Below are 16,523 nucleotides of genomic sequence, written 5' to 3'. Positions count from 1 at the left end.
ACTACAAAAAAAGCCCAAGAATGATGATATTCTTGGACTTTTTTAACTTGATGTGTTTTTAAATAATTGTGACGGATTAGTACTTATAATCATCACATGATTATCACCTAATTTTTAGCAATTTTTAGAATTGCAATTTTATTTACAACAACCATATAAAGTCCTTGTGAAAAAGATGAAAAATCTAATTTTATTACATTTTCATTTGTGTAAGCATTATTAAATAATTCCTGATCTTGTAAATTATAAACTTCAACAGTTTCAATACCATAATTAGAATTTTCTATTTCTAGGTAATTGGTTGTTGGGTTTGGATAAAACCTTAGTCCATCACTAAAAAGCACCTCATCTACAGATAATGTTTCGTTATTCATCCCAAAAGTTGGTGCCTGAATCACAAAATCTCCTGTTCCGTTAGGATTCCTAGCATAAGACATATCTGTTGTTTGTTCTCCAAAATCAATATTTTGTAAAATTGTACCGTCAGCATAAGATAAAATTGCTGTTTCTCCACCTGAAGAAAATTTAAAATCAGCATGAAAATCACCTTGTTCTGGATCTTTATCACACCAAACAATTAAATAGCTGTCTGCATCTAATGTTGTGCCTGTTGGAAATTGATACACTAATGGATCATCTGCATCATCAGATAAATACAAATTATCTAAACTTAGTGTTGTATCGGTAGTATTGTATAATTCAATCCAATCTTCATATTCTCCTTGTTCATCAGTTTCACCTGAATCATTAGATGCTAGAATTTCATTTATAACTAAATCTCCAACATTTAATGTTACATACGTTGCATCTATTGAATAAAATTCATATTCTGCTCTTGCTGGTGAAAATGCACCAATATTACTATTTTCAGCATAGATATAATATTGCATGTAAGAATCGTCTATTGTAACATCAACTCCATAAATATTATCACCTGATGCACCATCGTTGTGCGAACCATCATCATACATTAAAACTTTAGTAAATGGAACTGTTTCATCTGTTCTGTAACCCAAATACACATCATTAGTATCTGTTACATTTGCAGTAATTGTAATAATATCTCCAATTATTGGAATTGCCACTGAAGACCCTAAATTATTAATTGTTGGTTGCGTAGTTGTAAAATCTGATTGCGATAATAAATAAGAGCTTCTTGCGCTCATTAAATTAGTTAAACCACAAGCTGTGTTATTGTCTACAGTGTAATCAGTATTTATGTTCCCAGTAAATTGAGCATCAGTATAAAACTTGTTAGTATCTGCTGTAACTGCTGCAGAAATTATTGCTTGATAGTCGTTAGCTAATGTTAAATAGTTTGAATTACTAATGTTCTCCGTAAGTATAGTTTTAAAATGTGCTAAATACATTCTCTTGTATTTTGGCACAGCTAATAATTTAGATATTAAAGGGAAATCAGTACTAGTATCATGAAGCAAATGATCTAATTCTGCTTTCTCAGTAGTAGAGTTCAAAGTTCCTCCTCCTCCTCCTGGACCACCACTACTCTCTCCCGTCATTCCAAAAGTACCAAAAGACATATTTAAATCCCAAACTACAGATTTAAACTGTCCGTTATCGTCTTTATACAAATAATAATTTTGTTTAAATTGACCTATATAACTGTCTAAGTTGACCATTACATTATCGAAAGCCAACATCCATATTGCCATATCAACATCTAAAACAGTTTCAATATTGGTAATATCGCTATTTAAAATATTAGTTAGTTCTATTAACTCATCCCAATCTTCAAGAGCCACAGAAGGATTATCTTCATCATCAGATTTAATTTCATAAGCATCGTCATAACTTGTATAACTAGTACCTAAATATTGTAAATTAGGTAATGTAGTTGTTTGCGGTCCTGCACCATCTGGAGGGCTACAACTAAAAAAAGCATTATCGTTAGAGTCGAAATGCTTGTTTACAAATTTCTTTGAAATAGACTCTGTATTAGTGTACAAACCGATTAAAGTACCATTTACATACACATTTGCGTAATTCGCTTCTGGTGCATCCATGTATTGATTAACAATATTATAAGCTACTGTTTCTCTTACAAAAGAAGGATCAAACATAACATTAGCCAACTTTATATCCGTATAACCTTGATGATCTTGATCTACATAAGTATCTAGTTCTATATGAAATGGATTCTTTATTTGATTAGCATTATAAGAACTATTACCCTTATATTTTACACCAACTTGGTTATAAACCGTTCCATTTATAGTAACAGAAGTGGCTTCCGTATAATTATTATCGCCAGATTTTTCTGCATCTAGCAACGCATCCCAATTGCTTTCTGCGAACTGGATTTCTATGGTCTGAATGGTATTAATATCATACAAATCTTGCGCAAAAGCATTCATTGAAATTAATAATATTAATAAGTGAGTAATTGTTTTATTCATACTTTTAATTTTGAAATTATATCAGTTATTCATCTTTAGATGCTAATAATAAATAAAACTTGTGCTCCTTTTCTCTTTTTTTTAGAGTACTATGTTAAGCTCCTTAATTTTCTAATTCCTTAGTTAGATTATAGGCAATAGTTTGAGTTTTATCTCTTAAGTTTATAGCATTTGTTAATTGAATTTCGGTTTGTAATAATCGATCTACTAAACAGTTTTGATACTCTCTACTTTTAAGTAATTTAGAATAATTAGACGCTACAGAAAATGATTCTAGCCTATTAATTTTTAATTCTCGTTTTGTAAGAATATCAATTAAAGAAATATGTTTTTCTATTACAGGTTGCAACCTATTGATAATTATATTTTCAATTTTTGTTTCTTGATTTTGAAAATTATCTAATTCATTAGGATAGGCTGCAATTAAATCTTTTAACAAATCACTTTCTATAAACTCAAATTTATTCGTTGTATTAATGGAGTTTACAGCACCATTATGCAATTGAGTTTGCTTAAAATCTACATTAATAATACTTTTCTTTTCGGCTAACACCAACTCTTGTCGTTGATTCTCCATAATAATTTCAATTGTATTTTCAATAGCGTTTCTATTTTTAGAGTAGCTCGCAATAGATGCGTCTAGAAGAATCATATTTGCATTTAATTCTTCATTTAAAGACTTGTAAATTTTTAATTCTACAATTCTATTTTTTCTCAATTCATTTAAATTATTGATCTTCCATGCAATTAAAACACCAATAACAATTAGTAATATTTCGCCAAGAGCATAAATAAGGTAACTCTTTACTTTGCCTGAAATCAGTAATTTTTTTCTGATTTTTCTAAATAATCTCATATCAAAATTTTCTAATTAGCCTTAATAACTAAAACTTAAAATAAAAGCTCCGCAATTTCTCACGAAGCTCTTACAACCAAACTATCAATCAATCTAAAAAACTCAATTATTTATTAATTTAAATATGCACTTACAGCCGAAGCACGTGAAACTACATGCGAGTTTAACTCGCTCACTGCTGCTTGAAAATCTGAACTACTATTTAAAAATGAATAGCCATCAACCTCTGAAGTCGCATAAGGCTCAATCAACGTAGAATACGTTGCATACTGTGCTTGTATATTGCTTACACTAAAAGCATCATCCACAATTTCTTGTACATAGCTATCATATTTGGCTTTATAAACATCATCCGCATATAGGTAACCAATGAGTGGCCATGATGAGCTACTGCCTAAATCTGAGAAATTAAGAGCTAATGCTCCTCCTTGGTTACCATCTTCTAGTGCTTCATTATTATCCCAAGGAATCCAAGTTAATTTACTGGTATCTGGATCATTGTACAAAAAGTAGTTGTGCGACATTTTACCATAAGTATCCCAATTTTGAATAACGGTATTAGCCGCCAAATACTTTAAAAATACATCCGTATCAAAAACAGCATCTAAATTTGTTCTCCAAGTTGCTGCATCTGTCGTTCTTGAAGCATCATTAACAATGGACAATAAACTTTGAACATCTGAAAAATCAACATCGTCTTCATTCGTTTTCTTCACATATTCATCTTCATCATAAGTTCCTGCTGCAAAAGTAGCTGCATCACCATCTGGCTTATATAAATTACCATCATCATCAGAAAATTGGGTATCTAAAACCGTATCATCAACTTCTTCTACCAATGTATAAACTCCAAAATATTCTGGACCATCTCCATGATCCACATAGAGTACATAAAATGCCGTATGTGAACCTACTAAACCAGCATTTCTAAAAACATCACCTGCTACTTTTTCTCTCATCATAGATTTATCGTTATAATTGTTTTTAAGACTTAACTTTTTAAATCCATAAAAACGTTGATTATCAATTTGTGGATAATCATCTTCAAACTCATCAAAATCTAACTTAAACGACAGTTTTAGAATTCCATTAGCCCAAGAACTCGCTAAACTAGAATTCCCCTTAAATCGAACACCTACACGATACCATTCTATTCCATTATAAAAAACTTCAGCTGGTACAAAAATTGGATCTTCTTCATCTCCTGAGAATGAGCCATTTCCACTTCCAAAAGTTCCATAAAGACTTGTCATATCATCTAGCATACTTTGCCAACGCGTTTCACTGATTACAAAATCTATTCGTTTTACGGTATTATCTTCAAATACTTCATCAAAATCTGGATCAGCATCTTTACTATGCGTGGCTTCTGTCCAATCTGTAGCTTCAAAGTCTGAATCGTCTGAATCATCAGTATCTGTATTATCTGTAACATACCCGTCTGGTTGATCACATGCTTCTTCGCTAATATCTGGATCACCTAAACCATCACCATCTAAATCTTGATACCATGTAGTTGTTATACAAGAACTTTCATTACTATCATCGTCACTACAAGCGTTAAACATCAACAATGCCGCACTAAAAATTGTGACTATAAAAACAATATTTATACTCTTTTTTACATTATTCATTTTTCTTAGATTTTTAATTTTACGTTTTTAATAACTTAATGTTTTAAAAGCTTCATAATTTCTTATGAAGCCTTTACAACCAATCAATCTAAACAATCTCTATTAATCTCTTTTGCGCTCTTTACGTTCTGGCTTTGGTGCATTTTTAAATTCCTCTTCAGAAATAAATCCATCTTCATCTGTATCAATCTTTGCAAAATCGTCTTTTAAAGGTCCTTTAATTTCATCTTCTGAAAGTTTACCATCTTCGTTCTTATCCATCTCCTTTAATAGTTGAGCGTATGTTGGTGGTTCTTTTCTTTCTTGTCTGTCTTTAGATTGTGCAAACGCACTTGATGACATAAACAATGCAATGCCAAATACTAATACTACTTTTAATGTGTTACTTTTCATCTTATTAAGTTTAATGTTATATAGCTTTAGATGTTGTTCTTTCTTTAAACTTGTGTAGAACCTTGTTAAAAAAAACACAAAAAAAAGACCCTCAATAATTTGAGAGTCTTTTCTATATTTCCTTAATCTTTTCGTGGAGGAGGTCTATGTCCTTCGCTTCCACCTCGTGGTGGTGGTCTGCGACCATCTTCTCCATTTGGAGGAGGTCTATTACCTTGGTCGCCTTGTCTTAAAGCATCCATTAATATCGTTTTAAACTTTTCCTTCTGTTTATCCGTTGCAATATTTTGAATCATCTTAAAATGATTAAAAATCTCTTTATCTTTTGCTCTTTCTTTCTCACAAATTAAAGAAGAAATAGAATCCATTGTTTCTTGCTTTATAGTATCATCAGATAAGGAACTAAACAGTTTATCCTTCAATTCTTTAATCTCGTCAGCCAAACCCATCATTCTATGATGATGCCCTTCACTTTTTTTATTAAACTCTTCTAATTGAGAGGCATTAAACCCAAGCTCTTTTACAATAAAACCTTTGTTTCTTTCAGGTTCTCTAGAGTCATTATCATTGTGGTTTCCCATATAGTTAAAAAGAAAAAAACCATTAACTATAATTAGAAACACAACTAATATATATAAGAATGTATTTTTCTTCATGATTAATTAAATAAAGAGGATTCTGTACTTGTTGATAATCCGTAGGATTCAGCGAAACTATTTACATTTTCATCATATGTAGACTCTTTTAAATTATTAAAAGCTAAAACATTTAAAACGACAACACAAACCAAAGTTGCTAATTGTAATTTTGGAGTAAACCAAGACCAAGTAGCGTCTTGTATATCTTCTGATGCAGTACGAATTTGATGCATCACATTTTCTTTAAAAAAAGGCGAAACCTTGACTTCTTGAATTGACTCAACAGAATCAAATACGTCATTAATTTTCTTATTCATTTCAACATTAGTTTTCATATATATAACTTTAGATGCATAAGTTTTAAAAAACTTGTGCTAATGTTCATTTTTATAGTAATTTTCTAAAACACTTTGTAAATTCTTTTTCGCTCTAAACATAATAGACTCAACCGAAGATAAGCTCCGTTTAGTAATTTCCGCGACTTCTTGATAACTCTTTCCATCAATTTTATGAAGTGTAAAAACAACACATTGACTTTCTGGTAAACTATTAATCGCTTTAAACAATGTTGCGCTTAGTTCTTTGTTTTCCAGTAAAATCCCTGGATGATTCATTTCAGTGAAATAATTTGTTTTATCCATAGGAATTGCATTTCCTGTTATAGACTGCAAAAAAGCAAAACGTTTTTTTGTATTCTTTTTTCTAATAAATTCTAAACATTTATTAGTTGTAATTCTATATATCCAAGTAGACAATTTAGAATCACCTTTAAATTTACTAATAGAGTTAAAAACTTCCACAAACACTTCTTGAGCAATATCTTCTGCATCCTCTTTATTTGGTACAAAAGAAATACATGTACTAAACACCTTTTGCTGAAAATCGTCCAAAAGCTTACTATAAGCCTTGATGCTTTTCAGTTTTAATTCTTCTATAAATTGAGTGTCTGTCAAAAGATTGGTTTGTTCTTAATTATATTTAGATGCTATTTATCCTAAAAACTTGCGCTCATCTTAATTATTTTTAAAAATAACACTTTTCAATAAAGTCACATACTTTTTAAACTTTTAACTTACCTTTGTGCGTTCTTTTTTCAGGCAAATAAGACTAAAAATTGAGGACAAAAAATTGAAAACAAGTTATGAGATTACATAGAAATTTATGCTTTGCAGTAATTGACGGATTACACCTTATTTTTAATGAAGGTGAATACGCAGATAAAGTAATTCAACAATTACTAAAACGCGATAAACGTTGGGGAAGTAGAGATAGAAGTTTTGTTGCAGAAACAGTTTACACTATTGTACGTTACCAAAGACTTTATGCAGAAATTGCTAATGTAAAAGCTCCTTTCCATAGAGATGATTTATGGAGAATGTTTGCAGTTTGGGCAACGCTTAAAGGTATAAAATTACCAGATTGGAAATACTTTACAGACACACCAACTAGAAAAATAAAAGGGCGTTTTGATGAATTGTCTAAAATTAGAAAGTTTAAAGAATCTATACCAGATTGGATAGATGAATTAGGAGTAAAAGAATTAGGTGAAGCTGAGTGGACAAAAGAAATAGCGATGCAGAATGAGCAAGCTGATGTTATTCTTAGAGTTAACACCTTAAAAACGACTAAAGAAGATTTACAACTTAAGCTACAGTCTGAGGATATAGAAACTGAATTTTTACCTAATCATCCTTCGGCTTTAAAACTAAAAGAACGTGCTAATGTTTTTAGAACAGAGGCTTTTAAAAATGGTTGGTTTGAAGTGCAAGATGCTTCCTCACAACTCGTTGCAGACTATTTAGATGTAAAGCCAGGCATGAAAGTTGTTGATGTTTGTGCAGGTGCAGGTGGTAAAACTTTGCATTTAGCTTCTTTAATGGAGAACAAAGGTCAGTTAATTGCTATGGATATTTACGAAAGTAAATTAAGAAAACTAAAGGTTAGAGCACGTAGAAATGGCGTTCACAATATTGAAATGAAAGTTATAGATTCTACTAAACCAATTAAGAAATTGCATGATAAAGTAGATCGCTTATTAATAGATGCACCATGTTCTGGTTTAGGTGTGTTACGAAGAAATCCTGATGCTAAATGGAAATTACAACCAGAGTTTATTGAGAACATTAAGAAAACTCAACTTGAAGTTTTAGAACAATATTCTAAAATGGTGAAGACTGGAGGGAAAATGGTATATGCAACCTGTTCTGTTTTACCATCTGAGAATCAGAAACAAGTTGACATATTCTTAAAATCTGAAGCCGGAAAAGATTTTACTTTTGTTAAAGACAAAAAAGTATTAGCTCATAAATCTGGATTCGACGGATTTTATATGGCACTTTTAGAAAAAAAATAGCATAAATTAATAGCTAACAATTATTACATATGAAACACCTTTACTTATTTTTCTTATTCATTACAACTATAGGGTTTGCACAAATTCCATCTAATTATTATGATAGTGCAGCTGGTTTAACCGAATATACATTAAAAACACAATTAAAAAACATAATCACCAATGGTCATTCTGATCAAGGTTACGGTAGTTTATACTCAGGCTATGTAACAACGTTTACAGATACAGAATATGAAAACGATGGTACTATATTATTGTACTATACAGAAAACCCTAGCGGAACTGATCCATACATTTTTAATCATGGTTCTAATAATTGTGGTAATTATGGTGCTGAAGGCGATTGTTATAATCGTGAGCATTTAGTTCCTCAATCTGCTTTTGGTAGTGCTTCACCAATGAAAAATGACATTCACCACGTTATACCAAGTGATGGTTATGCAAATGGACAACGAGGAAGCTTTCCTTTCGGAACTGTAAGTTCTGCCAGTTGGACATCTCTAAATGGTTCAAAAAAAGGATCAAGTAGTGTTTCTGGTTATTCAGGTACTGTATTTGAACCAATAGATGAATTTAAAGGTGATATTGCTAGAGCTGTACTTTATTTTGCTGTACGTTATGAAGATACTATGGATAACTATGGAGGATTTGACATGTTTAATGGTACAAAAAACCAAGCTTTAGAAGATTGGGCTATTACTATGCTATTAGATTGGCACTATAATGTTGATCCTGTTGACCAACAGGAAATAGATAGAAATAACGCTGCTTACAATTACCAAGGTAACGCAAACCCGTTTGTAGACCATCCAGAATATGCAAACATGATTTGGAACCCTACAACAGATACAGAAGCACCAACAGATCCAATTAATTTAGTAGCTTCTAATCCTACTGATAATACAATTGATTTAAATTGGACGGCTTCTACTGATAATATTGCAGTGGATTCTTATGATGTTTACATGAATGGTACTTACTCATTCAATGTGGTTTCTAACACTGCAATAGTTACTGGGTTATTACCAGATACTAATTACTGTTTTACAGTTAAAGCTAAAGATGCTGCTGGAAACAATTCAGGATTTAGCAATCAATCTTGTGAAACAACAACCAATAATGGAACTGTTGGTGGAGGTTCAGAATGTCTTGCTGAAACTTTTGATAATTTAGGAACTTCTTCTGGTTCTTATTCTGATGTAACTTGGACGGGCGATGATGGAGGTACATGGAATGCTACCGATGCAAGAACAGACCAAACATTAAACACAAGAGCAATTACGGTTAGAAATGGCTCATTAACATTACCAACAACTTCTGGAGGAATTGGTTCTTTAACTGTAACTACACAACGTGTTTTTAGTGGTGGTAGCGGCACATTTAATCTTAACGTTAACGGTACAACCGTTGGCACTATCGCCTACGGAGACACTGAACAAACTATTACAATTCCTAATATCAACGTAGAAAACAATGTTACAATAGTTATTAATGGTAACAGTGGCACAAGTAATAGAGTTATGTTTGATGACCTTACGTACACTTGTTATTCTGGCTTAAGTACAGGAGAATATAACATCAATTCTGTAAAACTACATCCAAACCCTGTTAATAACAATCTCACTGTAGATTTAAAATCTAATATTGATACAGACATAGAAATCTTTGATATTCTCGGAAAGCAAGTGATAAAAAAGGCTATCAACAAAACGAGTACCTTAAATCTTCAAGCTTTAAAAACAGGAATTTATATTATAAAAATTACTCAAGGTAATTCTACAATTACTAAGAAATTAGTGAAACAGTAAACTTATCTTACAATTTATAAAAGCAGCTTTTAGAGCTGCTTTTTTTTGTTTAAAACTTGTTGAATACTTCATTATTTGAAATTCAAATCATATATAGATTATCACAAAATGGATTAACTTTGCGTTTTAATTTTCACGTCAAATATCTCAAATAAATGATTCATTTCTTCGGAAACCAAAACAGTAAAGTATTCGCTGTTCAAGCCACAAAAGAATTATCAACTGCAACCATCTCAAAATTGACATGGTTATTTGCCAACCAACCTAAAATAGAACAAGCATCTCTAGATGCTTTTTTTGTTGGACCAAGAGCAGCAATGATAACACCATGGAGTACAAATGCTGTTGAAATTACTCAGAACATGGGAATTTCTGATATTATTAGAATTGAAGAATTCACTTCAGTCACAAATGATTTCAAGGATTTTGACCCAATGATTTCTGAAAAATATCAAAGTTTGAATCAAGAAATTTTTGATATCAATATTCAACCTGAAGCGATTTTAAACATTGAAGATATTTCAGCCTATAACGAGCAAGAAGGTTTATCGCTTAGTGAAGAAGAAGTTGCATATTTAGAAGGTGTTGCTAAAAAAATTGGCAGACCTCTAACGGATTCTGAAGTTTTCGGTTTTTCTCAGGTCAACTCAGAGCACTGTCGTCATAAAATATTCAATGGTACATTTGTTATTGATGGAGAAGAAAAAGAAACCTCTTTATTCAAACTTATTAAAGAAACATCAAAACAAAATCCAAACGATATTGTTTCAGCATACAAGGATAACGTTGCTTTTATAAAGGGACCTGTTGTTGAGCAATTTGCACCTCAACGTGCTGATATTCCTGATTATTATACAACAAAAGATTACGAATCTGTAATATCATTAAAAGCAGAAACTCACAATTTCCCAACAACCGTTGAACCATTTAATGGCGCAGCAACTGGTTCTGGTGGAGAAATTAGAGATAGACTTGCTGGAGGAAAGGGCTCATTGCCTTTAGCTGGAACAGCAGTTTACATGACCTCTTATTCAAGATTAAATGATGAACGTCCTTGGGAAAAAGCATTTCCAGAACGTAAATGGTTGTACCAAACTCCAATGGACATTTTAATTAAAGCTAGTAATGGTGCTTCTGATTTTGGAAACAAATTTGGTCAACCTTTAATATGTGGTTCGGTATTAACCTTTGAGCATAGCGATACTAATGGTAAAATCGGTTACGACAAAGTAATTATGCAAGCTGGTGGAATTGGATATGGTAAAGCAGATCAAGCCTTAAAAGACATCCCAAAAGAAGGTGATAAAATTGTTATTCTTGGTGGAGATAATTACAGAATCGGAATGGGTGGAGCGGCAGTTTCTTCAGCTGACACAGGTGCCTTAGCTTCTGGGATAGAATTAAATGCTGTACAACGTTCTAATCCAGAAATGCAAAAACGTGCAGCAAATGCCGTACGTGGTATGGTAGAAAGTGAAGAGAATTTTATTGTTTCTATTCACGATCATGGTGCAGGTGGACATTTAAATTGTTTATCAGAATTAGTTGAAGATACAGGTGGACATATCGATTTAGATAAATTGCCTGTTGGAGACCCTACATTATCTGCTAAAGAAAAAATTGGTAACGAATCTCAAGAACGAATGGGATTAGTTATTGCAGATAAACATTTAGACATTTTACATAAGATTGCAGATAGAGAACGTTCTCCTATTTATGATGTTGGTGAAGTGACAGGAAAACACAGATTTACTTTTGAATCTAAAACGACTGGTGAAAAACCAATGGATTTGGCATTAGAAGATATGTTTGGAAGTTCTCCTAAAACCATAATGAATGATGTTACTGTAGAAAAAGAATATAGTGGTATTTCATATAACACTAAAAATTTCTACGATTATTTAGATCAAGTCTTACAACTTGAAGCTGTGGCTTCAAAAGATTGGTTAACAAATAAAGTTGACCGTTGCGTTGGTGGAAAAGTTGCTAAACAACAATGTGTTGGCCCTTTACAAATACCACTAAACAATGTTGGTGTAATGGCATTAGATTTTAAAGGAAAGGAAGGTATTGCAACTTCAATTGGGCACTCTCCTATTTCTGGTTTAATTAATCCTGAATCGGGAAGTCGTAATTCTATTGCAGAAGCTTTAACCAATATTATTTGGGCACCTTTAAAAGAAGGTTTAAAAAGTGTTTCGCTTTCTGCAAATTGGATGTGGCCTTGTAAAAACGAGGGTGAAGATGCACGTTTGTATGAAGCTGTTAAAGCGATTTCAGAATTTTCAATAGACTTAGGTATTAATGTACCAACAGGAAAAGATTCGCTTTCAATGAAGCAAAAATATCCTGATGGTGATGTTATTTCTCCTGGTACAGTGATTATTTCTGCAGCGGCTAATTGTAATGATATAACTAAAGTTGTTGAGCCTGTTTTACAAAAAGGAAAAGGTTCTATTTATTATATTAATCTTTCTCAAGATTCTTACGAGTTAGGTGGAAGTTCTTTTGCACAAATCAATAATAAAATAGGTAATACAACACCTAATATTAAAAGTGCAGCTTACGTAAAAACTGTATTTAACACCATTCAAGATTTAATAAAGAAAGATCAAATTGCTGCAGGTCATGATGTGGCTTCTGGTGGATTAATTACAACTTTATTAGAACTTTGTTTTGCTGACAACAACTTAGGTGCTGAGTTAGATTTAACAAGTCTTGGTGAAAAAGATTCGTTTAAAGTCTTGTTTGCAGAAAACGCAGGACTCGTGTTTCAATCTGCAGATGATTCAATTGAAGTAGAATTATCTAAAGCAAATATTGAATTTCATAAAATTGGTGACGTTACTGAAAATGATGTTTTAGGAATTATAAATGGTAACGAAGTATTTACCATGACTATTTCGAGATTAAGAGATATATGGTTTAAAACCTCTTACTTACTCGACCAAAAACAAACTGCAAACAGCTTAGCTAAAGATAGATTTGATAACTATAAAAATCAAGCCTTAGACTTTAAATTGCCATCGCATTTTACAGGTAAAATGAACCAAATCGACTCTAACAAACCAAGACCAAAAGCTGCAATTTTAAGAGAAAAAGGAAGTAATTCAGAAAGAGAAATGGCAAATGCCATGTATTTAGCTGGTTTTGATGTTAAGGATGTTCATATGACGGATTTAATTTCTGGTAGAGAAACACTTGAAGATATTCAGTTTTTAGGTGCTGTTGGTGGTTTCAGTAATTCTGATGTTTTAGGTTCTGCTAAAGGTTGGGCTGGCGCTATAAAATATAACGAGAAAGCGAACAAAGTGATTAACAATTTCTTTAATCGTGAAGACACGCTTTCTGTTGGAATCTGTAATGGATGTCAATTAATGATGGAATTAGATTTAGTAAATCCAGAGCACGAGGTTCATGGAAAAATGACCTATAATGATTCTCATAAACATGAAAGTGGTTTCACTTCTGTTAAAATTCAAGAAAACAATTCTGTAATGCTATCTAGTTTAGCTGGCAGTACTTTAGGTGTTTGGATTTCTCATGGAGAAGGTAAATTTAGCCTTCCATATGCTGAAGACAAATACAATATTGTTGCTAAATATGGTTATGCTGAATATCCTGCAAATCCAAATGGTTCATATTTTAATACAGCTATGCTAAGTGATAAAACGGGTAGACATTTAGTTACAATGCCACACATTGAGCGTTCTATTTTTCAATGGAATTGGGCTAATTATCCACAAGATAGAAACGATGAGGTGTCACCTTGGCTAGAAGCTTTTGTTAATGCTAGACTATGGTTAGAAAAGTAGATTCTTAGTTCTACTTTCTGATGGAAAACAAATAATTTTCTTACTATGTAAAAAGCACTTTCAAAAAATTGAAAGTGCTTTTTACTTTTCTTAAACTTCGATTAAATTTTAAAAATACTTGGTATTTTGAAACTACAAATAAGGCAGAATCCCGTAACTCGATTCTAACATTCCTACAGCAAGCATCGCTAAAATACAAATGATTAGAATTCCTAATGGAATAACCCATCGATCTACCAACGATAGATTTTTTGGTCTTTCTTTGTCTCCTATTAATCCATTATTGTCTAAAAACATAGCTAATGCCCAAGCTAATACAGGATTAGTCACCATAGCTGTGAAAATACAGATACCTGCAGCTTGCGAACAAGCACTTTTTTTAACCATCTGAATTCCTGCCTCTATCATAGGTAAAAATACACCAACTAAAAGTGCAATTGCTCTTACAGGAGGCCAAACAGCGACGTCCATTGGAGCTCCTAAAATAGCTACAATAATAACCATTAGCCCTAATAAAATTGCTCCTGCCGGAATTGGTCTTTTAGCAATAGCAGCAGGTATCATATACGTTCCCCAAGATGATGTAATATTACCACCACCAACTGCAGTACCAACCATTTGCCTTATAGAACACATAGTCATCGTATCATCAACGTCCATTAGCACTTTTTCAGATTTCTTAGGATAATTCATTTCTTGAAAAATACGGTGTCCTAAAAAATCAGGAGACCACATAGCAACTGCTAAAATTGCAAAAGGTAAAGAGGCTAAAAAGTGTTGTGTATTTGGCAGACCAAGCATCCAACCTTCCTCTGTATTTCCCCACCAATAAACCGGATTAAGATTTGGTAATCCCATTTGCGTTGTAAACTGAAGATCAAAACTAGCACCTCCAATTAATGCAACTACTAATGCTGTAATTGCACAAGCGGGAATTGCCAACCAACGCTTCTCTACTCTAGCAAGATAACTATATAATATCACAGTAACAGCCAAAATAATTAACCCAAGATATCCCATTGATCCTGCTTCAACAGATGTGGACTCTAGTCCCAAACTCCATGTTTGAATGGTTTTAATCTGAACTAATGCTCCGGAAAACCCCAGAAATATTAATAATCCACCTGCAACTCCTTTACTTGTTAAGTTTACCAAGCGAGATCCTCCTTTAAAAAAACTTAGAAGAAGTCCAAATACACCAATTAAGATTGCTAAGGCTAATGGATGTGCACCAGCTAAAGCAATACTTGCTATAAGCGGAATCATAGGACCATGATTTCCTGCTAAATTTGCTCTTGGATTAAAAAATCCTGAAGCCAAAATCACAAATAACAGAGCAGGAATTAACATCTCAACTCGTGATACTTCTATTGCAAATTCTTTTCCTAATGTAACATGGTCCCATGCTTCGGTTAAGCCTTCTGCCCAAGCCATCATTACTGAAGAATACATGGCTACAATCCCAAGAGTTCCGGCAAATGCAGGCACTAAATCTTCCCATTCAAATCTAAAGTCTCTTCCTGGTAAATTCAGTTTATACCTTCTAGGTTTCATTATTTGTAACTCATGATCTAAATATTCTGATCGAGTTTCAAATTCTGACGCCTTTTTATGTTCTTCTTTATAAGTTTTCATGCGATTGTATTTTCTGCGTGAAATTGTGTTTTAACTATACTTATTCTGAAGTGTTTTACACTTTTAAAATAGTATGTACAAGCTCTTTATTTTATATGTTAACTCTTAAATAACAAACAACAAATTACACTCCTAAAAAGATATCACATCTCTTAAAGACCTATATTACAAGTAATTTATTTTTTTGAACGTGTTAGTTAACTTTAACTTTTTTGAAATAGTTACTGAGAATATTTGATGCTTCTATTAACTCCTCTTCTGTATTTTCTCTTGCATCTTTCAATTCATAATCCCAACCTAAAGCTTCCCATTTGTGGATACCTAATTTATGATAAGGTTGCAACTCTATTTGCTCTATAGTTTTATAGTCTTTAAAATGTTTACCAAGCGCATGCAGTAATTCTGGTTTATTAGTAATACCCGGAATCAATACGTAACGTAGCCACATTTTTTTACCTGAATCTTCTCTATGTTTTGCAAAATTGAAAGCAATCTCTTTATTAGGTTTACCAGTTAAAGCGATATAACCTTCTTCAGTCATATGCTTTATATCTAGCATTATTAAATCTGCATAATCGTCTAATAACTCTGTTGAGAAATGATTTAAAATTCTACCATTAGTATCAATATTGGTATTAATGCCTTCTTCTTTTAATCTCTTAAAAAATGAAATTAAGGCTTTAGCTTGCAACATAGGTTCACCACCTGAAACAGTAACACCACCTTTCTTCCCAAAGTAAGATTTCATTTTAATAGCCATTTGCACCAATTCCTCAATATGATATTCTTTACCTCCAGAGGTTGCAATAGAATCTGGATTATGACAATACATACATTTTAATTTACAACCTTGTAAGAATACAATAAAACGTATTCCCGGACCATCATGTGTCCCAAAGGATTCAATAGAGTGCACTCTTAGTATGTTTTCAGCTGTTTTGATTGGACTAGGTTTTAAATTAAGCATCTAAATA

Annotated in this window: 12 protein-coding genes; 3 read left to right on the top strand and 9 right to left on the bottom strand. The window is 32.3% G+C overall.

Annotated elements, in window-relative coordinates; all coding sequences use genetic code 11:
• Window positions 1-107 precede the first annotated feature (107 nt).
• The 7 genes from Q0807_RS05335 to Q0807_RS05305 all read right to left on the bottom strand — a co-directional run bounded on the left by Q0807_RS05335 (window position 108) and on the right by Q0807_RS05305 (window position 6,891).
• A complete protein-coding gene (locus tag Q0807_RS05335) occupies window positions 108-2,417 on the bottom strand; it encodes a CotH kinase family protein (protein ID WP_299107242.1) in 2,310 nt (769 codons plus the stop codon).
• A 103-nt stretch (window positions 2,418-2,520) separates the two neighbouring features.
• The gene (locus Q0807_RS05330) at window positions 2,521-3,273 is read right to left on the bottom strand and encodes a hypothetical protein (protein ID WP_299107240.1); all 753 of its coding nucleotides are present in this window, start codon (window positions 3,271-3,273) and stop codon (window positions 2,521-2,523) included.
• A gap of 113 nt (window positions 3,274-3,386) precedes the next feature.
• Window positions 3,387-4,907, bottom strand: a complete 1,521-nt coding sequence (locus Q0807_RS05325; RefSeq protein ID WP_299107238.1) for a CotH kinase family protein — start codon at window positions 4,905-4,907, stop codon at window positions 3,387-3,389.
• A 102-nt stretch (window positions 4,908-5,009) separates the two neighbouring features.
• Complete coding sequence (locus Q0807_RS05320) at window positions 5,010-5,300, bottom strand: EF-hand domain-containing protein (RefSeq protein WP_299107236.1); 291 nt, start codon at window positions 5,298-5,300, stop codon at window positions 5,010-5,012.
• A 122-nt stretch (window positions 5,301-5,422) separates the two neighbouring features.
• Window positions 5,423-5,956 carry a hypothetical protein gene (locus Q0807_RS05315; protein WP_299107234.1) on the bottom strand — a complete coding sequence of 178 codons (534 nt, stop codon included), beginning with the start codon at window positions 5,954-5,956 and terminating at the stop codon, window positions 5,423-5,425.
• Window positions 5,957-5,958: 2 nt separating this feature from the next.
• On the bottom strand, window positions 5,959-6,273 hold the full coding sequence (locus Q0807_RS05310) for a hypothetical protein (RefSeq protein WP_299107232.1): 315 nt from the start codon (window positions 6,271-6,273) through the stop codon (window positions 5,959-5,961).
• A 39-nt stretch (window positions 6,274-6,312) separates the two neighbouring features.
• Window positions 6,313-6,891 (bottom strand): RNA polymerase sigma factor, encoded by a 579-nt coding sequence (locus tag Q0807_RS05305; RefSeq protein ID WP_299107230.1) that lies wholly within the window; start codon window positions 6,889-6,891, stop codon window positions 6,313-6,315.
• A gap of 188 nt (window positions 6,892-7,079) precedes the next feature.
• Here Q0807_RS05305 and Q0807_RS05300 point away from each other — a divergent pair, with 188 nt between their 5' ends.
• From Q0807_RS05300 to purL, 3 genes are all read left to right on the top strand, one after another.
• Window positions 7,080-8,291 (top strand): RsmB/NOP family class I SAM-dependent RNA methyltransferase, encoded by a 1,212-nt coding sequence (locus Q0807_RS05300; protein WP_299107228.1) that lies wholly within the window; start codon window positions 7,080-7,082, stop codon window positions 8,289-8,291.
• Window positions 8,292-8,320: 29 nt separating this feature from the next.
• On the top strand, window positions 8,321-10,099 hold the full coding sequence (locus tag Q0807_RS05295; protein WP_299107227.1) for an endonuclease: 1,779 nt from the start codon (window positions 8,321-8,323) through the stop codon (window positions 10,097-10,099).
• Between the two features lie 155 nt (window positions 10,100-10,254).
• On the top strand, window positions 10,255-13,914 hold the full coding sequence (gene purL / locus Q0807_RS05290) for a phosphoribosylformylglycinamidine synthase (protein WP_299107225.1): 3,660 nt from the start codon (window positions 10,255-10,257) through the stop codon (window positions 13,912-13,914).
• Between the two features lie 132 nt (window positions 13,915-14,046).
• Here the strand turns inward: purL and Q0807_RS05285 are convergent, their stop codons facing one another.
• Together Q0807_RS05285 and pflA are read right to left on the bottom strand one after the other, a co-directional pair.
• On the bottom strand, window positions 14,047-15,549 hold the full coding sequence (locus Q0807_RS05285) for a DUF3360 family protein (RefSeq protein ID WP_299107222.1): 1,503 nt from the start codon (window positions 15,547-15,549) through the stop codon (window positions 14,047-14,049).
• 193 nt (window positions 15,550-15,742) lie between these two features.
• The gene (gene pflA, locus Q0807_RS05280; RefSeq protein WP_299107217.1) at window positions 15,743-16,516 is read right to left on the bottom strand and encodes a pyruvate formate-lyase-activating protein; all 774 of its coding nucleotides are present in this window, start codon (window positions 16,514-16,516) and stop codon (window positions 15,743-15,745) included.
• Between the last annotated feature and the right edge of the window lie 7 nt (window positions 16,517-16,523).

The organism is uncultured Winogradskyella sp., from assembly GCF_947495255.1.
In the GTDB taxonomy this organism is placed as follows: domain Bacteria; phylum Bacteroidota; class Bacteroidia; order Flavobacteriales; family Flavobacteriaceae; genus Winogradskyella.
This window is presented reverse-complemented; position numbering and strand designations above follow the sequence as displayed.

Bases quoted from the DNA above. Each gene is read 5' to 3' on its own strand.
- Q0807_RS05320 (WP_299107236.1), bottom strand. From the start codon at position 5,300: ATGAAAAGTAACACATTAAAAGTAGTATTAGTATTTGGCATTGCATTG.
- purL (WP_299107225.1), top strand. From the start codon at position 10,255: ATGATTCATTTCTTCGGAAACCAAAACAGTAAAGTATTCGCTGTTCAA.
- Q0807_RS05295 (WP_299107227.1), top strand. From the start codon at position 8,321: ATGAAACACCTTTACTTATTTTTCTTATTCATTACAACTATAGGGTTT.
- Q0807_RS05315 (WP_299107234.1), bottom strand. From the start codon at position 5,956: ATGAAGAAAAATACATTCTTATATATATTAGTTGTGTTTCTAATTATA.
- pflA (WP_299107217.1), bottom strand. From the start codon at position 16,516: ATGCTTAATTTAAAACCTAGTCCAATCAAAACAGCTGAAAACATACTA.
- Q0807_RS05325 (WP_299107238.1), bottom strand. From the start codon at position 4,907: ATGAATAATGTAAAAAAGAGTATAAATATTGTTTTTATAGTCACAATT.
- Q0807_RS05335 (WP_299107242.1), bottom strand. From the start codon at position 2,417: ATGAATAAAACAATTACTCACTTATTAATATTATTAATTTCAATGAAT.
- Q0807_RS05310 (WP_299107232.1), bottom strand. From the start codon at position 6,273: ATGAAAACTAATGTTGAAATGAATAAGAAAATTAATGACGTATTTGAT.
- Q0807_RS05330 (WP_299107240.1), bottom strand. From the start codon at position 3,273: ATGAGATTATTTAGAAAAATCAGAAAAAAATTACTGATTTCAGGCAAA.
- Q0807_RS05285 (WP_299107222.1), bottom strand. From the start codon at position 15,549: ATGAAAACTTATAAAGAAGAACATAAAAAGGCGTCAGAATTTGAAACT.
- Q0807_RS05300 (WP_299107228.1), top strand. From the start codon at position 7,080: ATGAGATTACATAGAAATTTATGCTTTGCAGTAATTGACGGATTACAC.